Raw genomic sequence first — 22,612 nt, 5'->3', positions numbered from 1 at the left:
AGAAAAAAGCTCTATAAATCATGGTAATTTTTAGGGCGTTCTAGCTAGGCTTTTTATCTTTTTTAATAACATAGGTATAAAACCACATGATTGTAAAAGTTGGAATAATATCTAGCCCCGGCATTGCTTCTTCTACAAAAGCAATAACTCCAGCAATTTTTCCTGCTTTTCCTTTGTACATTTTTGTCATCAGCCAACCTGAAATTGGCGCCCAAACAATATCAGATAACTCCCCTGCTCCTGGAAAAAAATATGAGAGACAACCAATAGCATCGAAGATAATGCCTAGTATGAGTTTTTTATTTTTATTCATTTGTAATTTTGGTTGTTGGTTGTTGGTTGTTGGTTGTTGGATGTTGGTTGTTGGTTGTTGGTTGTTGGTTGTTGGTTGTTGGAAACTAATACTTTATTTATATGCAAGAAAAATTACTTATTAAACATTATTAACTGAACTTCCAAAATAGAGTTGACCATTTTTAATTATTCACTTTTCATTTTTTACTTTAATTCTCCCCTTAAATATAGCCTTAAAAATAGATATGACAATAAAAAGCATTCTTAATTGTCCATAACGCTTTAAAGTGGTAAATTCACCCCTATTATTTTTTATCGATGATTAAAGCAAAAAACATTCATAAATATTACGGCGACTTAGAAGTATTAAAAGGCGTTGATATGCATATTAAAAAAGGTGAAGTGGTTTCAATTGTTGGGGCTTCGGGCGCTGGAAAAACAACCTTGTTACAGATTCTTGGCACTTTAGACCGTGCTTCTTCACGCGAAAAATTTGATTTACGCATAAATAATACTAAAATCAACGATTTAAAGGATAAAGCCTTAGCGAAATTTAGAAATGAACATATCGGGTTTATTTTTCAGTTTCATCAATTACTTCCTGAATTTACCGCTTTAGAAAACGTGTGCTTACCCGCTTTCATCAAAGGCACCAATAAGGCCGATGCAGAAAAACGAGGTAAAGAACTTTTAGACTTTTTAGGCTTATCACATCGATACTCCCATAAGCCCAATGAACTTTCGGGCGGTGAACAACAACGTGTTGCTGTAGCTCGTGCTTTAATTAATAGCCCAGCTTTAATTTTTGCCGATGAACCTTCTGGTAACTTAGATAGTGAATCTGCTGAAAACCTTCATAATTTATTTTTTAAACTTCGTGATGAATTCGGACAAACATTCGTGATTGTAACGCACAATGAAGATTTAGCCAATATGGCGGATAGAAAACTAACGATGGTTGATGGAAAAATAACGAATAATTAAACCTGTCGTTTTTTTAATAAAGCAAGAACCCCCAAAAGGGGGCCGACTGCTAGTACCACAAAAAGATATTCTATAGCAACATAAGCGCTTAAACTATTTAAAAGCATTATGCTCACTATTGTGATGCAGTAACCTATACAATTCACAATGGTTAAGGCTGTGCCCTTAAATTCTGGATTTACAGTTTGTGCGATTAGTGTTGAAAACAAAGGTGAATCGGCAATAACCACCATACCCCAAAAGACGATAATCCCTATAAAAATGACTTCGGAAGTGATTCCGAAAAACAACGGCGAGCCCAAGCAACATATCCCCGATAAAATTAGAGCTGTTAAGGCCACACGTTTCGTTTGAAACTTTTGTGACAAATAGCCTGAAATCACGCAAGCAATTCCGCCTAGAGCGATAACACTAAAACTTAACACCGAAATATTAAACCCTGCATTAGGATGTATCTTAACATAAGTGGTTAAAAGTAAGGGTACAAATGCCCAAAACGCATAAAGTTCCCACATGTGACCAAAATACCCAAAAGCAGCAGAACGAAAATCTGCATTTCTAAATATTTTATACATCACGGATAAATCCATCGCTTTCGCGGATTTTCTAAAAGGCCCGTCGGGAACAAAAACTAAAATTAAAACACCACCTAGCACCGCTAAAGCTGAAGTTGTGTACACAATATTTTCCCAGCCCATAAATTGATTAAACCCTTTTAATAGGTGTGGAAATGCGGTCCCTAAAACAAGGGCACCAACTAAAAATCCGAGAGATTTCCCTAAGCCTTTTTGATAATAATCGGCTGCTATTTTCATGCCCACAGGATAAATACCCGCCAAGAAAAAGCCCGTTAAAAACCTGAGCAATATTAAAGTATGAATACTATGACCCTTCAAAACAACCAAACCATTAAAAAAAGCGGCTAAAAGCGCACTCACAAAAAAGACCTTTGAAGGCGAAAACCTGTCTGTAATTGTAAAAAAAGCAAATAGCAAAGTACCCATGATAAACCCAAACTGGACTGCTGAAGTTAAAAGTCCTAATGCCGAAGGTTCTAAATTAAAGGTGGAAATTAAATCGGTAATCACACCATTTCCAGCAAACCATAATGAGGTACAGCAGAACTGAGAAACGACAATAGTGGGTAAAATAACTTTGGAGTGGTTCAAATTAATGGGGTTGGGAATGTTTTGTCGTGGTTTAATTCCAAAGTTAACATTAAAAACCGAACAATTATAAAAGTAAAGTTTGAACCGCGGGTACACGATTCAAACTTATACTTATATAATTTATTCCAATTCTCATTTTAAACAAGAATTGGTATTATTTAATCCACTAAAGGATAAGTCACACCTAAAACAGTGATGGTTTTTTCTCCATAATTTAATTTGATGTCTTTAAAAAACCCAACTTCAAGAGATAGAATACCAGATTTCACTTGGCGTGGTAATAACACAAAGTGAAGCGATTCATCAATAGTTAAAGTATATTCTACACCTTTTGAACTTTCACCAGATTGTTTACCATCTAACAAATATTCATCATCCCAAATATTTAGAGGCGTATCAAAACCAGAAATCCAAGTACGTGTAGAATTTTCTTTGTACTGAATGCCTGCCCCAGCTTCTGTTGCAATTTTTCCTTCATTAATAGTAACTCCATATTCCAAGAAACCATCTGCATTTTCTCCAAGGTTTTCAGAAACATGCGTGCCTTCAACTTTATAATCTTCATGATAGTAATTATCGAAAGTCGTAGTATGCACACTCCCTTCTACTCTATACCAGTTGGAAGATACAATAGTTACGACTCCACTACGCGTGATACCATCTTTACATAGAAGTCCGTCACCAAAATCAACAGTTATGGTTTTTGGAAAGCTTGTTAAATCAAAAGGTTCTATGGTAATATTAGGTTCGTTTTTAGCGCCAGAAATTTTAGAAGTTTGCGAATTTTCAGAGGTTAATACGGCATCACCTGTATTGTTCCCTATATCCTGAAAAATTTGATTGACTAAAGCATACTCTCTAACAGCCTCAATACTGGCCTCTGGATTTGCTGAATTTTTTACATCGTCTACATCTTCCTGATCACAGGCTATAAAAAATAAGGCTAAAATAGGTACAAATAGTTTTTTCATAAGTTTCTGTGTTTTTAATGTTTAGCGAAATAACGTATTGCTTCTAAAATTTAGTTCATTTTACCAGTTAAAAACTCAAATTTCAGACAAACAACTACCGTTTATCGGTGATTTTTACCATTCAAAGATATGAAAACCATTTTATTTCAATTATACATACCACAATCTGCTTCCCAAATCACATAATAAACAGTACTTTTGATAAGCTAAATCAATGTTGAATCTCAATTTATTAAGCTTGAACACATCAGAATTAAAAGAGTTTTTAGACTCTAAAGTCATAGCGTACAATAACCCCAAGTTTATTGAAAGTGACCCCATTCAAATTCCGCATCGATTTTCCTTAAAGGAAGATATTGAAATCGCTTCTTTTTTAACGGCCACCATAGCCTGGGGAAATCGCAAAATGATTATAAAAAATGCAGACCGTATGATGCAATTACTAGGGAATTCGCCTTATGATTTCATCATCAACCACAAAGAAAGTGACTTAGAAGCTTTTAAAGGTTTTGTGCATCGCACTTTTAATGCTGAAGATTTAAGTTATTTTGTAAAATCATTGCAGAACATTTATGTAAACCATGGTGGCTTGGAAGCTGTTTTTGAAAAACATGCTTCAGAAAACGGCATGCAAACTGCCATTCATGAGTTTAAAAAGACCTTTTTTTCTATAAATCACCCTTCTAGAACCTTAAAACATGTTGGTGACCCTAAAAAAGGTTCGGCAGCTAAAAGATTGAACATGATGTTACGCTGGCTCGTGAGAAGCGACCAAGCGGGTGTTGATTTTGGTATTTGGAAAACAATTTCCCCCTCTGCATTATCTTGCCCTTTAGATGTGCATTCTGGAAATGTAGCTAGAAAATTAGGCGTACTAACCCGTAAGCAAAACGACGCCAAAGCCTTATTAGAATTAGACACCGCTTTAAGAACCTTAGACCCTAAAGACCCTGTAAAATATGACTTTGCCTTATTTGGTTTAGGCGTTTTTGAAGGATTTTAACAAAAAAACATTTAGTAAAACAAAAAAAGCGATTATGAACTCGTTCATAATCGCTTTTTTAAATTCCACTCAACCTGAGCCCGCGAAGTAAAAATTCCAAGTACTGAGCTTGCGAAGTACAAACTCCTCAACTCCTAGCCGCTGAGCCTGCGAAGCCAAACCTACTTAACTCCTAAGAGCTGAGCCTTCGAAGCGAAACCTACTTAACTCCTAGCCGCTGAGCCCGCGAAGCGCAAACTCCTTAACTTCTTAACTCCTAAAAAAACTACCCACGCAACCAAGCCTCACGCAAGGCCTTCTCAGCATCAGTAGCATCTTTCTTCTCTAAAATCCCCATACCGCTAACATAGGTTTTGGTCACTTTAGTTTTTATATTAATCTCTTCTCCATCACGAACAACAACCACATCAATATCCTGTCCAGGAGTCCAAGTATAAATTTCTTGTAAAATAACATTGGCATTTTGGAAGTTCATAGGTTTTCCGCCAACACTTTTTAGAATATCATTAGGTTTCACACCTTGTTCTACCCAAAAACTATTTTCAGCAACCTTTTCGGTAAAAAAGATAACTTGTTTTTCAGGATCACCATCAACGATAGGCGCTTCATCCATAATAATGTAGTTCCCTTCTACTTTACCTTCACCTATTTCTAGTCCGACTTTAGCAAAAAACGCATTGTAATCAATTGGTACATCACCTATAACATGCATTTCAAAAAAGTCCCCTAAAGACGGATAAGTCATCGCTACAATTTCGTCAATTAACTTATCATCTTCAAAAGGTTTTTCTTTACCATATTTATTAGATAGTTCTTTCATCAATGATAAAACACCACGATTTCCGTCACTTTCTTCACGCATTAAAATATCAATGCACATTCCAATTAAAGCTCCTTTTTGGTAAACATTTAAGTACTGATCTTTGTAAGGTTCTTTAATAACGTTTTCACTCATAATGGTAAAACTCATGGAATCATCCATTTGTCTTGAACCATTTATTTTTTCCATTATCGTACTATAAAAACTACTGTCATCAACCAAACCTTGGTTTACTTGAAATAAGGTTGCAAAATATTCAGTAACCCCTTCATACATCCATAAATGCTTAGAAAACGTCGGGTTGTTATAGTCAAAATACTGCACATCTTCAGAGTGTACACTTAATGGTGTTACAATATGAAAAAATTCATGCGACACCACATCAATCATATTTTTATTTAAAAAACTGGCAGACATATCATCTGGAAAAACCACTACAGTAGAGGTATGATGTTCTAAGGCTCCGAAACCTTTAGGTGAATCTTCTTTCCCTTCAGATAAGTATAAGAAAATATCATAGCGCGGTGTGCTGTTAACATCTCCAAGGTAGGCTTTTTGAGCTTCCATCATTTTGAAAACCGTTTCTTTTAAGGTTTTAGCCGAATGCGTTTTACTTGGCGAATACACACTTAATACTATTTTAATATCACCTACTTGAAAAGTTTCAACGTCTAAATCACCAAACATTAATGGGTTATCGGTAACTTCAAAATATTTATGTGCTAAATAGCTTGTTGTGGTTGTACTACCATCTTCGCTTGTTTTAGAACTTATTTCTTGAAGTGCTCCTGTACGCACAAATTCAGACGGACTCGTAATATCAACTTTGTATTGATTGGTTTTTAAAGAATCAAAATACCCGATAAAACCATGTAAATTAAGCACATAATTATTTTCTTCTATATTCGTTCCGGAAGGTGAAAAAGGCGTTTCGTGACCAATACCTCCATTTTCTTCAATATCAAAAGTATCATTGACCAAATAAGTGATTTTATCTAATTCTTTGGCGTTTGAAATCGTCCAAGTATTGGTATCTACATGGTTAATAGCCATTTCCTTACCGTCATAGTCGTAAGCTTTGATATCATCAACATACTTTCCAAAATCACTAACAGCGTAAGTACCCTGAACGACTTTAGGCAGTCTGTAAGTCACTTTATCAACTGTAAAACGTCCTGGATCAATGGTTACTGGCACACGGTCTTCGTTAATATTAACTAAGTCTAAGGTCGTTTCAATGGGTGTATTTACAGCCAAATCATTGGTTGATGTTTTTTTGGTACCACAACTGGCTAACATTAAGCCTGCAAGGGACAAGGCTAAAAATCTGTTTTTCATGTAATTTAATTTATGTTAAAATGATGTGCAAAATACTATTAACTAACGGGAGCATTCGCTAAGGTTTTGTTAAATTCGCCGTATGCAAAATCCGCTTGTTAGTATTTTAATTCCGTTTAAAAATACAGAAAATTATATTACGAATTGTCTGACTTCTATTATTAAACAAAGTTATCCCCATTGGGAAGTGCTCATTGTAGATGACCATTCTACAGATAACAGTTATAGTATTGTTGAAAGCTTTGCCAAACAAGACCAGCGCATCAAACTTTTAAAAAACTCTGGAAGCGGAATTATTGATGCCTTAGCACTCGCTTTTGAAAATTGTCAAGGTGATTTCATTACCCGTATGGATAGTGATGATGTGATGCGTGAAAATAAAATTGAAGTTTTAACTGAAAATTTATTGACCTACGGAAGACAGCATGTAGCCCTCGGAAAAGTCCATTATTTTGCTGAAACAGGTATAAAAGCAGGTTATAAAAGTTATGAACTTTGGCTAAATGCCTTAACGGAAAAAGGCACAAATTACACCGAAATCTATAAAGAATGTGTTATCCCTTCACCATGTTGGATGGTGCACCGTGAGGATTTGATAGCTTGTAAGGCCTTTACCCCCAATACTTACCCGGAAGATTACGACTTAGCTTTCAGGTTTTATAAGTATGGTTTTAAGTGTATTCCTTGTGATGCGGTTTTACACGATTGGCGTGATTACAGTGACCGTACATCCAGAACCCATGAACATTATGCCGAATATCATTTTATAGATATTAAACTGAAATATTTTCTAGAATTAGACTATAAAAAAGACAAAACTTTAGTCGTTTGGGGCGCTGGAAACAAAGGCAAAACCATTGCTAAAAAACTAACAGCTTTAAATATTCCGTTTGAATGGATTTGCGATAATCCTAAAAAAATAGGTAAAGATATTTATGGTACGGTTTTGAAACCCTTCCGCAGTTTAGAAGCCATTAAAAACCCACAAAGCATTATCAGCGTTGCCAATAAAGAAGAACAAAAAGTTATTTTAGACTACATGGAACAGCTGAAATTAAAAGCTATTGAAGATTATGTTTTCTTTTGTTAATGACTAAAAATTATGTACGTTTGACTAATTACCAATACTATGCAGTTTAAACACCCCGAACTTCTTTACGCCCTATTTTTACTGCTTATCCCCATCATTGTTCACTTATTTCAACTGCGTAAATTTCAGCGTGAAGCCTTCACCAATGTGGCTTTTTTAAAAGAAGCTATTTTACAAACGCGAAAAAGTTCACAAATAAAAAAATGGCTTATTCTGCTAACGCGTATGCTTCTATTAGCAGCCTTAGTATTTGCATTTGCCCAACCCTATACCTCAAAGAAAAGTAGTTTTAAAACCGAAAAGGAAACCGTCATTTACTTAGATAATTCCTTTAGCATGCAGGCCAAAGGCCCTCAAGGTGCTCTATTAAAACGTGCCGTGCAGGATGTCATATCTAACATTCCTGAAGCAGAAAACATAAGTCTTGTAACCAATAATCACGTTTTTAAAAACACGACAATTCAGGCCATTAAAAACGATTTACTAAAACTAAATTATAGTGCTACTTCACTGACATCACAGGCCGCTTTATTAAAAAGTAAAACGTTTTTTAGCAAAGACCAAAGTAGCTTGAAAAATTTGGTTTTTATATCAGATTTTCAGCAAGATGAAGATGAATTCAACATAGAAACCGACTCGCTTACTCAGGTCCATTTGGTAAAACTACAGGCGGTCAACAAAAACAATATCACGCTAGAGAAAGGGTACCTATCGGAAACAACGGCCAATAAAATGACGCTTTCTGTGACTCTAAAAAATAGTGGAGATGCTATAGACAACTTACCTATTTCCCTTTTTAACAACGACACTTTAATTGCCAAAACTTCAGTCACTATAAAAGACGAAGCAGAAACGGCCTTTACGCTACCCACAAACCAAGTTATCAACGGAAAAATCACCATTGAAGACGCCAGTTTACAATTTGACAACAGCTTATTTTTCAACATCAATAAAGCTTCAAAAATTAATGTTTTAGCTATAAATGCTACTGATGATGATTTCCTAAAACGCATTTACACTGAAGATGAGTTCAATTACCTTTCAACTCAGGAAAAACAATTAAACTTCAACCTCATTAACAAACAGCACCTTATTGTTTTAAATGAATTGGATGCGGTGTCTACGGCCTTGGCTTCAGCTTTAAAGCAATTTACAAATCAAGGTGGTTCGCTTATTGTTATTCCTTCAGAAGCCATTCAACTAAACAGCTACAATCAATTTTTAAATCAGTTTGGTGCCCAATTTTCAAAACTCATAACACTAGAAAAGCGCATCACAACTATCAATTACAGTCACCCGCTTTATAGCAATGGTGTTTTTGAAAAGCAAGTTAAAAATTTTCAATACCCAAAAGTGAGTAGTTATTACGGATTGCGTTCAAACCGAGCCTCAAAAGCCTTACAATTGGAAGACGGTAAAGCCTTTTTAGCACAGAGTCATCGTACTTTTGTGTTCACATCTCCCTTAAATAGTGAAAATTCTAGCTTTAAAAGTTCGCCACTTATCGTCCCTACCCTATTTAATATAGGAAAACAAAGTTTTAAAACGCCTCAATTGTATTATACTATAGGCGAAGAAAACAGCTTTGATGTTGAAACCCAAATGCAGCAGGATGCGGTTTTATCTTTAGTAAAAGAAAGTGTTAACTTGATTCCGAGGCAGCAATATTTTGAGAATAAGGTGGTCATTAAAACTTCGGAAGAACCTTCAGAAGCCGGAATATACACAGTGATGAACAAAACTGAAGCCCTTAAAAATGTAAGTTTCAATTTCAACCGAAACGAAAGTCAGTTGAACTATCGTGACTTATCCTATTTAGAAGGCATTTCACAAAGTGATTCGATTACCAAAATATTCGACACCATAAAAAGTGACACAAAAATTAATGCCCTGTGGAAATGGTTTGTTATTTTTGCACTAGCGTTATTGATTATTGAAATGCTCATCTTAAAATTCTTTAAATGAACATACTTATAAAATCGGCCACGATTATAGATTCTAAAAGCGAATTTCACAATTCTACGCAGGATTTATTAATTGAAAATGGCGTGATTACTAAGATTGCCCCAAACATTAAAAATCCTAAAAATTATCAAGAAATCACCCTTGACAACCTGCATATTTCACAAGGCTGGTTTGATAGCGGTGTAAGTTTTGGAGAACCTGGTTGGGAGGAACGAGAAACCATTGCAAACGGATTAAAAACTGCGGCATTTTCAGGCTTTACTTCGGTAGCCTTAAATGCAAATAGCAGCCCTGTAATTGATTCTAATTCCAACATTACTTTTATAAAATCTAAAGCCTTTAACCATGCGGTAGACCTTTTACCTATTGGGGCTTTAACGGTATCGAGCCAAGGTGTTGATTTAGCTGAACTTTATGATATGAATAGCGCTGGAGCCGTAGCTTTTTACGATTACAAAAGACCTATTGAGAACCCAAATCTTATGAAAATTGCCTTGCAATACGCTGCAAATTTCGACGGATTGGTATTTTCATATCCGCAAGAAAACCGCATTGCAGGAAAAGGCGTGGTTCATGAACATATTGCCAGTACCCGCTTAGGTTTAAAAGGGATTCCCGCTCTTGCGGAAGAGATGCAAATTGCGCGTGACTTGTTTTTATTAGAATATACCGGCGGAAAACTTCATATTCCAACGATTTCTACTAAAAATTCGGTGGCACTTATTCGTGAAGCCAAAAACAAAAAACTGGACGTGACCTGTAGTGTGGCCATTCATAATTTATATTTCACCGATGAAACCCTAAACGATTTCAACACCAGCTTTAAAGTGTTACCGCCATTACGCACACAAAGTGATGCCGATGCCTTAATAGAAGGAGTTAAAGATGGCACGATTGATATGGTGACTTCAGATCACAACCCGTTAAACATCGAGCTTAAGAAAATAGAATTTGATTATGCCGATAACGGTACCATTGGTTTAGAAAGTGCTTTTGGCGCTTTACAGAAGCTGTTCACCACTAAAAAAACCATTGATATTTTAACCAAAGGAAAAAGTCGTTTTGGTATTGAATCTTCTATTATAGAGGAAGGCAAAACAGCCAACCTCACGCTTTTCAACCCAGATAAAAAATACACCTTTAGCACAGCAGATATCGTTTCAAAATCGAAGAATGCGATTTTTGAAAACGAAACTCTAAAAGGCCAAGTTTACGGTATTGTTTCTAACAATCAAGTGGTTTTAAAATCATAAATAACATGACAGAACAAGATATTGAAACGGGCCGAAAAAACGCCATCATCAGTTATATTACAATTTTTGGTGTTATCATTGCCTATTATTTAAATGCTGAAAACAAAACCGATTTTGCAAGTTTTCACATCAGACAATCGTTGGGACTTTGGCTAACATTCTTTGCCTTAGGTTACATCATTGGGGCTTTTGATAGCTGGCTAATCACAACAGCGTTCTACTTATTTTTCGCTATACTTTTTATTTTTGGCTTTTCAAATGCCTTAACACGAAAAGCACAACCTGCACCTTTAGTTGGTGCCTTTTACCAAAAAATATTTTCAAACCTTGGAAAATAACATGACAAACACATCACTTTCTTTAGAACACCTCGTTAGAAAATCAAGTTTAACCGAAAATGCGCCTTTATTAATCATGATGCATGGTTATGGTAGTGATGAAAATGATTTATTTTCTTTTGCTACTGAACTGCCAGAAGAACTTTTTATTATTTCTGTAAAAGCGCCTTACCCTATGGAACCTTACGGAAACGCTTGGTACGCCATTAATTTTGATGCCGAAAAAGGTAAATGGAATGACATCGAGCAAGCTTCACAATCGCGTGATTTAATTGCTAAATTTATTGATGAAGCGGTAGCAACTTACCCAGTGAATAAAGATAATGTGTCGCTTTTAGGTTTCAGTCAAGGTAGTATTTTAAGCTATGGTGTCGCTCTAACCTACCCTGAAAAAGTTAAAAATATTGTGGCGTTAAGTGGCTACTTAGTTCACGACATTTTCCCTGAAGACATAGAAAGTAAAGACTATTCAAACTTAGATTTTTATTGCTCTCATGGTAGTGTAGACCAAGTCATTTCAATTGACTGGGCGAGACAAACCCAACCCTTTTTAAATCAATTAAACATTAAAAATCAGTATTCTGAATTCCCTGTAGGTCATGGTGTGGCTCCACAAAACTTTTTTGAGTTTAAGGAGTGGTTATCTAGTAGGATGATGTAAATACCGCATTACAAAAATAATTTTCACTGGTACTTTAATCACTTCATACCTTTATTCAGGACGGGTCAACATTGTACACAACGTTTATGTATATGGCTCGTAGCGTGCAAATTAGAAAATCATTTTTGGATTAAGCACAAGCCAGATTTTTAAATTTTAACTATTTATCTTTTTTATTGAAAATCGTCAAATTTAAAAATTTGGCGACTTTGCAAATATGTCTTAATTTCGATTAAGCAACTAGCTAGCTGTGAGCTATATACTGTGTTGTACGCAGTTTTTTATTCGTTGTAAATTGTTAGTTCAACATCTCTCTGGCTATATTCCAAAACAACAATTTTATTGTCTTTTGTCCATTTTTGTTCAACGCCATTTTTTTCCGATTTAGAACTATCAGGTTCTCCCAATTTTCTTTTTAGATAGTTTGATATGTAATCAAATTTCTCTTTATATATTGTTTCTACTTTTTCTTTATTGGACATTGAAGCAACAACATCCTCTATGCTTTGATTTTTGTTTCTGTTTTTTCCCCACTCAAAATTTATTAGCTGTATTTTTTTGTCATTTTCCGAATAGTAATACATTCCTATTAGCCTCAACTTATCACTCTCAATTTTTCGGTAAATTCTTGGTGTCTCAACATTTCGTCCATCAAGTCGATAAGTTGAAATTTTATGTTTTTGGGTAATATCCGTTGCATTTAACTCCTGCTCAACTTTATCTATTTGGTTTAAAGTCAATGCGCTAAAATTTGAATAATAATTGTCAAAGGTATTTTCAAGCCATCTATTCATTTTCTTTTCACCAAAAACAGGTTCTATATAAATATTCTTGAATTGGGTAACTTTAAAATCATTTTTGTTAATCTCTATAATTCCGTAAACAGAATTCTTGTCTGTCTGGAATTGAACAGATTGAAAGTTATTGTTTTGAATTGGGTTTCTTGTGTCATAATACCATTGAAAAGGTCTGACTTCAGATTTAAATTCGTAAAATGGAACCAACTTTTTATTTTCTACAGTGCCAATTTTGGTAGAAATACTGTCTTTGTATAAATGGTAAAGTTTTTCATTCGCAATGAATGATGTTGCTAATGAAAATGTCGGATTGAAATAATCGTCATTTTCATATTCAAACGCTGTTTCTGCTCCGTTTGTAGAATAATTACCTTCTCTATGGTATCTTTCATCAATTACCGCTTTTTGATAGTCGTAAGGCTCATCGCCTTTATCCAGCTTTTTAGGATTGTCAATTTTTAAAACAGATTTTCCTGTTGTTAAATAGTATGAATCTCCTAATCGATTTATAACTGGTGTAGTAGCACCAATCTCAAATTGTTGTCCCGTTTGTTTGTCTTTGAACCAAGTAACGCCACCCCATTCTCCAAAATCGAGAGAATAAACTGAATATTCTTTATCATCATAATATAAATCAATTCCTTTTTTTGTTTCTACCCAAGTGTTGTTTGTTTGGTCAAGATAAAAAGTGTTATGGTCATAATATTCAGTCGTAAATATTGTGTCGTTCTTAATGTATAAATCGTAATAGACGGTTTGAATTTTTTTGGGAACATCAATTTGAGATTTGATTTTACCGTCTTTATCAAGAACGTAAAATTGATGATTAGAACCTGAACTAAATTTGTCATTGTCAGTTTTAAAGTAACAATAAAAATTATCGTTGTATTTCAACCAAGGTCCTGGACTTCCAGGAATATTAATTTCAACATTTTTGATATTCACATTCAGTTCTTGAGGTTGGCAAGAAGCTGTTATAAATGTCAAAATTATTATGTGAATTACGGTTTTCATAAATTGCGTACAACTATCAAATATACAACATACAAGAAGAAATCAATTCTTTATTCATAAATGTACTAAACTCTCCTAGAAGACCGTATAGTTTTTATAAATCACATAAAAACCTCAATACATTTAGCTCCTGAAGATTTAAGCTCAACTGAAGGAATCGCAGCTGGTAATAAAATGGTTTCACCTGTTTTAACTGTGTAATTTACATCATCATATTGAAGCTCTAAATCACCTTCTACGCACATGTAAATTACGAAGGAATCTAATGCCGTATGGTCACGTTTTAGTGTGCCCTCAACCTCAATGATATTGGTTTTAAAATAAGGTGAATTGACTAAAATATGGGCTTCGTTTTTCCCAATATTATAGTCTGTTTTGTAATTGTCGTGTACGGTATAATCTAAAACATCAATCGCTAAGTCGTTATGAAGGTCACGTTTTTGGCCTGTTTTAGCATCAACGCGGTCGTAATCATAAATACGATAGGTAATATCTGAAGTTTGTTGTATTTCGGCTAATAAAACCCCGGCACCAATGGCATGTACACGACCCGTTGGTATATAGAAGGTATCACCACTTTTTACAGTTTCATGGTGCATCACATCTAAAACCGTGTTATTTTCTAGGTGTTTTTTATAATCTGCTTGAGAAACTTCTTCATCAAAACCTACAATAAGCTCGGCATCATTATCGGCTTGCATCACGTACCACATTTCATTCTTTCCGAAGGAATTATGACGTTCTCTGGCAATTTCATTACTAGGATGTACTTGAATAGATAGCGGTGTTTTGGCGTCTATGAATTTTATAAGTAACGGAAAATCACTTCCAAATTCCTTGTAAACCTTCTCCCCAACAAAGGCGCCTTTGTATTCAGAAATTAAGTCTTTTAGGGTTTTGCCTTGTAAAGCACCGCTAACGACTTTGGTTTCATCACCTTCAACATCTGAAATCTCCCAGGATTCACCTATATTTTCTTCTGAATAATTTTTATTAAGCTGCGTTTTAAGTTTCTCGCCGCCCCAAATTCTGTATTTAAATAAAGGTGAAAATTGTAAAGGATATAAAGTCATAAAAATTAAAATAGTAGTTGTTTACACAAATCTACATATTTTAAAAAAATAATTTCATGTGTTTTAGCAGGAATACCTTCAGTTTCACAAAAAACTAACGTCTTCTTCCACCAGAATACTCCATGGCATCTCCTTTACCGAAGCCATAACTAAATCCGAATGTTACAAAGCGACCGCGTTGCCTATGGCTATAGGCTTCAAAATCATCTTGAATGGTCACCGCTTCATTGTATCGGGATGCAAATAAATCACGTACACTCATGCTCACAACACCTTTACCTTTTAAAATCTTTTTACGCACACCTAAATCTAAAAAAGCAATAGCACTCACTTCACTCTGCAAGGTACGGTAAGCCGAATTGTAATTAGAAGTCGCTTCAAAATCTATATCAGCAGGCAACTTAAATTTGGCTAAGATTTTATAGTTCCATTGGTTTCCCTTAAAATCGAATACTGTTGACTCATAACTCCCTTCACGAACAAAGTGGTTGTAATTGAAATCGACATTAAAGCTCAACCAATTTACTGGCGTATATTTGGTATTAAACTCGATACCAACCGTACTATTGGTTCCAATATTTTCTGGTCGTGTTACAATCACATTATCTACCGATGTTTGTACGCGTTCAATTACCTCTGTCGTGTATCTATGAAACAAACCAAAGTTTAGTGATGTGCCTCCTACATCAAAAATACTAGTGATTTCATAAGAATCTGTAAACTCAGGCTGTAAGTCTGGATTTCCCTGACGGATATTAAAATTATTTCTAATGTTGAAAAATGGATTTAAATCCCATAGTCTTGGTCGGTAAATACGGTTAGAGTATCCGGCTTGCAAAGAAATAGCATCTGAAACCTTGTAAGAGGTATGAATACTAGGAAACAGGTTGGAGTAATCCTGACTATTGTCCTCATCGGTATCTACTAAATAGGTATCTACCTGAGTGTACTCGTATCTTAAACCAGGTTTAATCCCCCATTTACCATCTTTAAAGGCGCCTGTAGCATAAACACCTAATACATTTTGATCAAATTCAAAAATATTAGTAAGCCCTACATTTGTTTCATAATTTCCATTTATTAAATCCTGAACTTCATAATCATTACTCACATCATTGATGACATATTGAGCACCGGTTTCCATGCTCCATTTTTCAGAAAATGGTTTGGTATAATCAATTTTAAAGGTATAAGTGTTTTCACCAAAATCAGTTCTGGTTTTCTGAGAAGCATCTCTATCGTCACCAGAAATAGTTTCATCATGGAAGGTAGAATTTTGATCTTTACTAAACGAACGCCCCGTTGCACTAATTAATAAATCATGATCTTCATGATCTTCAAAATCGCGTTTGTATTGCAATTCGTATTGCCACTTTGGATTTGAAGCTTCGGTAGTTTCAGAACGTGTCCACTCTGAATCTAAATTATCATTCACATCAAATAACTGGTAGTTATTATCAGAAGGCTGGTCTTCATCTTCAAAGGCATAATTCCCCGAAAGGGTGAACACATTATTATCATTCAGGTAATAATCGGTTCCTAAAGTAATGGTATAAAATTTCTCGTTTCTGTATTCCTCACCAATATTATAAAGGGTTGTATTGTTTATTAAATCTTCATTGATATACTCATTATCTTGTGGTCTTGAACGACGACCTAAGCCCATTTGAGTAAACAGGTTGAATTTTTCTGAACGTTTATTTAAACTCACACCTACACTATTATTATCTGGCACACCAGCGTTCAAACTCACGGAGCCATTAACCCCTTTACGCTCTTCTTTTTTGATGATAATATTGATAATCCCAGAAGTTCCTTCAGCTTCATATTTAGCAGAAGGATTGGTAATCACTTCAATTTTTTCAATCATATCAGAAGTAATACTTCCCAAAGACCCAGAGTCTTCGGTTAAAATAGAAGGTTTTCCATTGATTAACACCTGAACCCCTTGACTGCCACGTAAACTTATATCGCCATCAATATTCACACTTACTGAAGGCACATTACCTAGCACTTCTAAAGCACTGGCCCCTGTGTTACTAATATCTCTTCCTACATTAAAAACACGCTTATCTAACTTAAATTCGTTTCTAGACACCTCTGCACGAACCAACACTTCGTTTAACTGCTCAGCATCTTCAGTTAATAGAATAACGTCAAGATCTACCTTATTTTTCTTAACCTCAAAGGTTTTAATAGACTTCGTTATAAAACCCATATAACTGACCTGCACGTAAAAATTAGTTGATTCAGTTTCTAAATTAAAATGTCCGTTATCATCAGTAATCGAACCACTTAACGCTTTATTGGTCGTTTTTTCAACGATGGCCACCGTAGCAAAAGCTAAGGGCTGTTTACTATTTTCTTCTACGACTTGCCCTTTGATTTCAATATTTTGGGCAGCACCTGTAAAGCCAAATAACAGCGGTAAAATCCAAATAAATGCGGTAAAATAGGTTTTGATATGATTCATTACTTCAGTTTCGTTTTTACAAAAATGTTCAATTTTTCACAAAAAAACGATTGTATTCTGTAAACGACAATAACTCTCCACCAAACAACAAGCAAAGCTAAAATAGGGGCTTTTAAGGACCACAATGAAGCGTTAAACCCAAGTAAAAGTCCTTACAACATACGTTTGCATGCTTAATCTTGTTGTTTACAGAAGGGCTTTTTATTATTGTGCTTTATATTGTAAATTCGAAGCATGTCCAGAGCAAAAACTTTTAACAAAATCAACTGGAAAGAATTATTATTCCAGATTTTTTTACACCTACTCGTCTTTGTCTTTTACGCTTACAACGGAAAAACCAGAGCCTTTGATTTTGAACCGTATCGTATTTTTTCATTTATAAACTATGCCTTAACTGCTTTGGTTATTAGTTATGTTTTAATTCCTGTTTTTTTCTACAAGAAAAAATACCTGATGTTTACAGCGAGTCTCATTTTAGTGATTGTTGTTGTGATTCTTACGGAAGAATATTTCCTCGAAAAAGTATTTTTCCCGAACACCAAACGCTCCAGCACCTTCCCTGGTTGGTTTTATATGTTAGCTGATATTCTACCAATCATTACCATTTTATCGGGTTTTAAGTTTACCTGGGATGCTATTGTAAAACAGCGCCAAGTGGAAAAACTTACCTCACACATTCAAGAGAGTGAGCTTCAGTTTTTAAAATCACAAATCAATCCGCATTTTCTGTTTAACAACTTGAATAATTTATATTCATACGCGATTGAATCCTCACCAAAAACACCGGTGATTATATTAGAATTGAGTTCTGTTTTACGCTATATGCTTTATGAATGTAAAGCCAGATTCGTATCTATAATTAAAGAAATTGAACATTTAAAAAACTTCACGCAACTCAATGAACTTCAGATAGAGGAGCGTGGACTGATCAATTTCTCTTCGGAAGGCATCAATGGACAGTACGAGATTGCACCGCTCATTCTAGTAGTTTTTATTGAAAACGCCTTTAAGCATAGCCAATCAGCACAATCGGAAGACATTAAAATTGACATTACCATTTCCATGGAAGTTGACACGCTGAAGTTTCACTGTAGAAACAATTTCATGCCTTTTAATAAACCAGATAACTTAACCCATGGTATTGGTTTAAAAAACGTCAAAAAACGTTTAGATTTACTGTATCCCGATGCGCATGAATTAAGCATTAATGATTCTGATAACATTTACGATATTAAATTAACTTTAAAGCTTCATAAAATAGCCGAATGATAACCTGTATAATTATAGAAGATCAACCGCCAGCACAGCGTATTTTAAAACGATACATTGGTGAGGTGGATTTTTTAAGTTTGAAAGGCGTGTTTTCAGATGCTGTACAAGCCATGGAATTTCTAAAAACAGAAGCTATTGATTTGATGTTTTTAGACATTCATTTACCTAAAATATCAGGTATTGAGTTTTTAAAAAGTGCTAAAAACATTCCGCAGGTGATATTAACCACAGCTTTTTCAGAATATGCTTTGGAGAGTTATGAGCTTAATGTGGTTGATTATTTACTGAAGCCCTTTTCCTTTCAGCGGTTCTTTCAAGCTGTTTCAAAAGTGAACACGACAATACACGCAAACCCTTCCGAAGAAACCAAAGAAATCTTTATCAAGTCAGGCTATGAGCATATTAAAATCAACATTGATGACATTGTATTTATCGCATCAGATTCTGATTACACCGAAATTATCACAGCAGAAAAAAAATACTTATCAAACGAACCTTTACGCCATTGGAATGAGGTCCTCCCTCAACATCAGTTTTACCGCATTCATAAATCTTATATTTTAAACATTCATAAAATAGAGAAACTGGTGAGTAATTTAGTGTACCTGCAAGGAGGATTTGAGGTTCCTATGGGACGTGCTTATAAAGAGCACTTTACTAAAAATATTTTAAAGTTGTAAACTAGTTGTTGGTTATTGGTTTTCGTATGCTTACTCTTGCGTGGCTATTACACAGAGCTACACTGAGGTTTCACAGAGTTGCACTGAGTTTTTTCGCACCTCAGAACAAATTGAAATGCCTAAATAATCTTGACCATTTGAACTTCCCTAAATAGAGTTGACCGTTTTTAATTATTAATTTTTCATTATTAATTATTTCACTTAGCCCCTTGGCGAGAAATTATTTTGCTTGTTGGTTGTTAAAAAACCATAAAAAAGCCTGTTAACTAATGCTAACAGGCTTTTTTTATGTCAATAAGCTAATTTCTAGCTTTCTTAAGCGTTTACTTTCTTTTTGTTTGACTTATCTACTGTTTCATACATCGCAGGCGTTGCTATGAATAAAGAAGAATAAGTACCAACAATAACACCTACAATTAAGGCGAACATGAATCCTCTAATAGAATCTCCACCGAAAATAAAGATTGATAATAATACCACTAAAGTTGTTAAAGAGGTATTTAAGGTTCTACTTAATGTGCTACTTAACGATACATCTACCACTTTATCAAAATCCCAAGAGGTATGCTCGTTAAGGTATTCACGTACTCTATCAAACACTACCACGGTATCATTTAATGAGTAACCAATCACTGTTAATATGGCTGCGATAAATGCTTGGTTGATTTCCATGTTGAATGGCATGAATTTGTATGTTAAAGAGAATACCCCTAATACAATCACAACATCATGGAATACAGCTAATACAGCTCCTAAAGAGAATTGCCATTTCTTGAAACGGAATAAGATGTATAAGAATACTACAATTAAAGATCCGATTACGGCCCATAAAGAAGCTTGTTTTATATCATCAGCAATCGTTGGAGATACTTTATAAGTTTCTAATAAACCAACTTGCTTGTCTTCATCATTTAAATCGATGAATTCTTCATATGAAATCCCTTCTAAGTAAGGTACTAAAGCATCGTAAAGTTTCTTTCTAATTTCTTCATCAGCTTCTGTTCCTGTTTCGTTTACTTTATATTTTGTTGTGATTTTCAACTGATTAGAAGAACCAAAGGTTTTAGCATCTGCACTACCAAATACAGCAGGATCAGATAAAACATTAGTCACTTCAGAAGAAGAAACCGACTGAGCAAAACGAACTTGGTAAGTTCTACCTCCAACAAAATCAACACCTTGATCTAATCCATTAGTTAATAATGAACCAATAGATAATACGATTAATAATCCAGAAATGATGTAAGCAATCTTACGTTTCTTTAAGAATTCAATATTAATGTTTCTGAAAAGGTTTTTTGTAAGACTCGTAGAGAAATCTAATTTACCACCTTTATTTGCATACCAGTCAATTAATAATCTAGTAATAAAGATTGCTGTAAATAAAGAGGTTGCGATACCAATTAATAAAGTTGTTGCGAAACCTTTAATTGGTCCTGTACCGAATACAAATAAGATTAAGGCCGTTAAACCAGTTGTAATATTCGCATCTAAAATCGAAGATAAGGCATTTCCAAATCCGTCTTTAATCGCTTCCACTTGACTCTTTCCTTTGGCTAATTCTTCACGAATACGCTCAAATATAAGTACATTGGCATCCACAGACATACCAATGGTTAATACAATACCGGCAATACCAGGTAAAGTTAGTACTGCTCCTAACCCTGATAACACACCAAAGATTAATAAGATGTTTAATAACATCGCGATATCAGCAAATAAACCAGATTTTCCGTAATAGAAAATCATCCATAATAACACTAAAGCCAAGGCAATCATGAAAGACATGGTACCACTTTCAATAGCTTCTTTACCTAAAGAAGGTCCTACAACCTCACTAGAGATGATATCTGCAGAAGCAGGTAATTTACCAGCACGTAATACGTTTGCTAAATCGATAGCTTCGTTTAAAGAAAAATCACCAGAAATAGAAGAACTTCCTCCTGAGATAGCACCTGTAGTCACACCTGGAGCAGAATAAACAATGTTATCTAAAACAATGGCAATCTGACTTCCTTGAGCGTAAGCATTTCCAGTCATTTCTTCCCAAATCTTAGCACCTTTTGCATTCATTTGCATAGATACTTCAGACTTTCCTACAGCGCTAAATTGGTTTCTAGCGTCTGTTACGACATCACCACTTAATGGTGGAATATTTTCTCTGTTACCAACTAAGGCATATAAATCAATTAAGTCGCTATCTTTTTCTGGCTTACCAAAAGCAAACTTTGCGTAACGTTGTTCTGATGGTAATAAAGCTCTAACTTCCTTTCTGTTTAAATAATCAAGAACAGTGGCTTTATCTTTACTTTCAAATTTTGCAATGATTGGTCCACCTGGGTAACCAACACCTCTAATTAAGTCGAAAATTGGGTTAACCGCAGCTACAGCCGTAGAATCTGTTTCTGCATCCCCTAATAAATCATCAATTTGAGAAGATTTAGCATCTTCTTCAGTTTCTGCTGTTGCTTCCGAAGCATCTGATTTAGCTTCAGTAGAAGCTCTTATTACTTCATTAGCTTGTGCTATAAATTGACCAAATTGTTCACCTTTATAAGCATCCCAAAACTCTAATTGCGCTGTACTTTGTAATAAACTTGTAGCACGTTCAACATCTTTAACGCCTGGTAACTCAACTAAGATACGTCCTGAAGTCCCTAAACGTTGAATGTTAGGTGACGTTACACCAAACTCATCAATACGTTTACGTAATACTTCAAAAGCCGATACGATAGACTCATCAATTTTTCTTTCGATAACTACTTTTACATCGTCATCAGACATGCTTCCGTCAATTTCACCATCTAAGGCTTTCGTATAGAAAATATCTGGAGAGGCTAATTTCTTATCACCTTTAATCGCATCAAAAGCGGTAAAGAAATCTTCTAAATAGGTGTTTTGACCATTTCTTTGAAGCTCTGTAGCATCTTCTAAAGCTTTATTAAAAGTAGGATCGGCTGTATTATTTGCTAATCCTTTTAAGATATCTTTTACAGATACCTGAAGAATTACGTTAATACCTCCTTTTAAATCAAGACCTAAATTCATGGCCTTTTGTTTCACTTCATTGAAAGTGAATTTTGCAACACCCATGTTATAAACGGTATCTGTTGCAATAGATTGCAAGTAGTCTGCCTCTTCTTGGCTGCGTTTTGCATGATAATTCTCTTCAGAAGATGGAATCTTTTGAGCTGCTAGTTCTACAGCTTCTTTTTCAATTTGATTTGCCTTGAATGTGAATGATAACTGATAAATACTTACCAAACCAAACAAAAGGGCAAACAATTTTACTAGTCCTTTGTTTTGCATTATATATTTTTTACGTCAATTTTTGAATCGGGCAAATATAGAATTTACCTTCAAAATTGACAATGTTTTGTGAATTAAGATTGTGGCTTCATTTTTCTAATAATTATG

17 protein-coding genes are annotated in these 22,612 nt (G+C 34.8%); 9 read left to right on the top strand and 8 right to left on the bottom strand.

The features are described from left to right. Nucleotides 1–40: 40 nt before the first annotated feature. Nucleotides 41–313 carry a hypothetical protein gene (locus tag F6U93_RS11855; RefSeq protein ID WP_150940076.1) on the bottom strand — a complete coding sequence of 91 codons (273 nt, stop codon included), beginning with the start codon at nucleotides 311–313 and terminating at the stop codon, nucleotides 41–43. 299 nt (nucleotides 314–612) lie between these two features. On the opposite strand from F6U93_RS11855, the gene F6U93_RS11845 reads away from it, so the two are divergent. Next, nucleotides 613–1,278: an ABC transporter ATP-binding protein gene (locus tag F6U93_RS11845; RefSeq protein WP_150940072.1), complete on the top strand. Its 666-nt coding sequence runs from the start codon at nucleotides 613–615 to the stop codon at nucleotides 1,276–1,278. Here F6U93_RS11845 and F6U93_RS11840 read toward each other — a convergent pair. Both F6U93_RS11840 and F6U93_RS11835 read right to left on the bottom strand, forming a co-directional pair. Next, nucleotides 1,275–2,447, bottom strand: coding sequence for an MFS transporter (locus F6U93_RS11840; protein ID WP_150940070.1), 1,173 nt, complete (start codon nucleotides 2,445–2,447; stop codon nucleotides 1,275–1,277). The genes F6U93_RS11845 and F6U93_RS11840 overlap by 4 nt on opposite strands. Nucleotides 2,448–2,605: 158 nt before the next feature. Continuing rightward, nucleotides 2,606–3,418 carry a hypothetical protein gene (locus F6U93_RS11835; protein ID WP_150940067.1) on the bottom strand — a complete coding sequence of 271 codons (813 nt, stop codon included), beginning with the start codon at nucleotides 3,416–3,418 and terminating at the stop codon, nucleotides 2,606–2,608. A 238-nt stretch (nucleotides 3,419–3,656) separates the two neighbouring features. Between F6U93_RS11835 and F6U93_RS11830 the strand changes: the two genes are divergently transcribed. Next, nucleotides 3,657–4,421 (top strand): TIGR02757 family protein, encoded by a 765-nt coding sequence (locus F6U93_RS11830; protein WP_150940065.1) that lies wholly within the window; start codon nucleotides 3,657–3,659, stop codon nucleotides 4,419–4,421. 265 nt (nucleotides 4,422–4,686) lie between these two features. Here the strand turns inward: F6U93_RS11830 and F6U93_RS11825 are convergent, their stop codons facing one another. Next, the gene (locus F6U93_RS11825) at nucleotides 4,687–6,579 is read right to left on the bottom strand and encodes a M61 family metallopeptidase (protein WP_150940063.1); all 1,893 of its coding nucleotides are present in this window, start codon (nucleotides 6,577–6,579) and stop codon (nucleotides 4,687–4,689) included. An 82-nt stretch (nucleotides 6,580–6,661) separates the two neighbouring features. Between F6U93_RS11825 and F6U93_RS11820 the strand changes: the two genes are divergently transcribed. The 5 genes from F6U93_RS11820 to F6U93_RS11800 are packed head-to-tail and all read left to right on the top strand — an operon-like array spanning nucleotide 6,662 to nucleotide 11,886. Then, complete coding sequence (locus F6U93_RS11820) at nucleotides 6,662–7,669, top strand: glycosyltransferase family 2 protein (protein WP_150940061.1); 1,008 nt, start codon at nucleotides 6,662–6,664, stop codon at nucleotides 7,667–7,669. Nucleotides 7,670–7,708: 39 nt separating this feature from the next. After that, entirely contained in the window at nucleotides 7,709–9,634 is a 1,926-nt protein-coding gene (locus F6U93_RS11815) for a BatA domain-containing protein (RefSeq protein WP_150940060.1), read from the top strand. Then, complete coding sequence (locus tag F6U93_RS11810) at nucleotides 9,631–10,887, top strand: dihydroorotase (RefSeq protein WP_150940058.1); 1,257 nt, start codon at nucleotides 9,631–9,633, stop codon at nucleotides 10,885–10,887. Before F6U93_RS11815 ends, F6U93_RS11810 begins: the two co-directional genes overlap by 4 nt. 5 nt (nucleotides 10,888–10,892) lie before the next feature. Next, nucleotides 10,893–11,225, top strand: a complete 333-nt coding sequence (locus F6U93_RS11805) for a hypothetical protein (protein ID WP_150940057.1) — start codon at nucleotides 10,893–10,895, stop codon at nucleotides 11,223–11,225. Between the two features lies 1 nt (nucleotide 11,226). Beyond that, nucleotides 11,227–11,886 carry an alpha/beta hydrolase gene (locus tag F6U93_RS11800; protein WP_150940056.1) on the top strand — a complete coding sequence of 220 codons (660 nt, stop codon included), beginning with the start codon at nucleotides 11,227–11,229 and terminating at the stop codon, nucleotides 11,884–11,886. Between the two features lie 281 nt (nucleotides 11,887–12,167). Here the strand turns inward: F6U93_RS11800 and F6U93_RS11795 are convergent, their stop codons facing one another. From F6U93_RS11795 to F6U93_RS11785, 3 genes are all read right to left on the bottom strand, one after another. After that, complete coding sequence (locus F6U93_RS11795; protein WP_150940055.1) at nucleotides 12,168–13,697, bottom strand: hypothetical protein; 1,530 nt, start codon at nucleotides 13,695–13,697, stop codon at nucleotides 12,168–12,170. Nucleotides 13,698–13,798: 101 nt separating this feature from the next. Beyond that, the gene (locus tag F6U93_RS11790; protein WP_150940054.1) at nucleotides 13,799–14,770 is read right to left on the bottom strand and encodes a type I phosphomannose isomerase catalytic subunit; all 972 of its coding nucleotides are present in this window, start codon (nucleotides 14,768–14,770) and stop codon (nucleotides 13,799–13,801) included. Nucleotides 14,771–14,864: 94 nt separating this feature from the next. Next, nucleotides 14,865–17,243, bottom strand: coding sequence for an outer membrane beta-barrel family protein (locus F6U93_RS11785; protein WP_150940052.1), 2,379 nt, complete (start codon nucleotides 17,241–17,243; stop codon nucleotides 14,865–14,867). 234 nt (nucleotides 17,244–17,477) lie between these two features. On the opposite strand from F6U93_RS11785, the gene F6U93_RS11780 reads away from it, so the two are divergent. Beyond that, the gene (locus F6U93_RS11780) at nucleotides 17,478–18,512 is read left to right on the top strand and encodes a sensor histidine kinase (protein WP_150940050.1); all 1,035 of its coding nucleotides are present in this window, start codon (nucleotides 17,478–17,480) and stop codon (nucleotides 18,510–18,512) included. Continuing rightward, complete coding sequence (locus F6U93_RS11775; protein WP_150940048.1) at nucleotides 18,509–19,195, top strand: LytR/AlgR family response regulator transcription factor; 687 nt, start codon at nucleotides 18,509–18,511, stop codon at nucleotides 19,193–19,195. The genes F6U93_RS11780 and F6U93_RS11775 overlap by 4 nt, the downstream gene beginning before the upstream one ends. Before the next feature lie 315 nt (nucleotides 19,196–19,510). Here F6U93_RS11775 and secDF read toward each other — a convergent pair whose 3' ends face one another. Next, entirely contained in the window at nucleotides 19,511–22,504 is a 2,994-nt protein-coding gene (gene secDF, locus F6U93_RS11770; protein WP_150940046.1) for a protein translocase subunit SecDF, read from the bottom strand. Nucleotides 22,505–22,612 lie beyond the last annotated feature (108 nt).

Source organism: Pseudotamlana haliotis, assembly GCF_008806375.1.
In the GTDB taxonomy this organism is placed as follows: domain Bacteria; phylum Bacteroidota; class Bacteroidia; order Flavobacteriales; family Flavobacteriaceae; genus Pseudotamlana; species Pseudotamlana haliotis.
The sequence above is the reverse complement of the archived record's forward strand: the minus strand, read 5'-3'. Positions and strand labels throughout refer to the sequence as shown.

Coding starts and splice junctions, on each gene's coding strand:
- F6U93_RS11855 (WP_150940076.1), bottom strand. CDS start 313: ATGAATAAAAATAAAAAACTCATACTAGGCATTATCTTCGATGCTATT.
- F6U93_RS11845 (WP_150940072.1), top strand. CDS start 613: ATGATTAAAGCAAAAAACATTCATAAATATTACGGCGACTTAGAAGTA.
- F6U93_RS11835 (WP_150940067.1), bottom strand. CDS start 3,418: ATGAAAAAACTATTTGTACCTATTTTAGCCTTATTTTTTATAGCCTGT.
- F6U93_RS11825 (WP_150940063.1), bottom strand. CDS start 6,579: ATGAAAAACAGATTTTTAGCCTTGTCCCTTGCAGGCTTAATGTTAGCC.
- F6U93_RS11820 (WP_150940061.1), top strand. CDS start 6,662: ATGCAAAATCCGCTTGTTAGTATTTTAATTCCGTTTAAAAATACAGAA.
- F6U93_RS11815 (WP_150940060.1), top strand. CDS start 7,709: ATGCAGTTTAAACACCCCGAACTTCTTTACGCCCTATTTTTACTGCTT.
- F6U93_RS11810 (WP_150940058.1), top strand. CDS start 9,631: ATGAACATACTTATAAAATCGGCCACGATTATAGATTCTAAAAGCGAA.
- F6U93_RS11805 (WP_150940057.1), top strand. CDS start 10,893: ATGACAGAACAAGATATTGAAACGGGCCGAAAAAACGCCATCATCAGT.
- F6U93_RS11800 (WP_150940056.1), top strand. CDS start 11,227: ATGACAAACACATCACTTTCTTTAGAACACCTCGTTAGAAAATCAAGT.
- F6U93_RS11795 (WP_150940055.1), bottom strand. CDS start 13,697: ATGAAAACCGTAATTCACATAATAATTTTGACATTTATAACAGCTTCT.
- F6U93_RS11790 (WP_150940054.1), bottom strand. CDS start 14,770: ATGACTTTATATCCTTTACAATTTTCACCTTTATTTAAATACAGAATT.
- F6U93_RS11785 (WP_150940052.1), bottom strand. CDS start 17,243: ATGAATCATATCAAAACCTATTTTACCGCATTTATTTGGATTTTACCG.
- F6U93_RS11780 (WP_150940050.1), top strand. CDS start 17,478: ATGTCCAGAGCAAAAACTTTTAACAAAATCAACTGGAAAGAATTATTA.
- F6U93_RS11775 (WP_150940048.1), top strand. CDS start 18,509: ATGATAACCTGTATAATTATAGAAGATCAACCGCCAGCACAGCGTATT.
- secDF (WP_150940046.1), bottom strand. CDS start 22,504: ATGCAAAACAAAGGACTAGTAAAATTGTTTGCCCTTTTGTTTGGTTTG.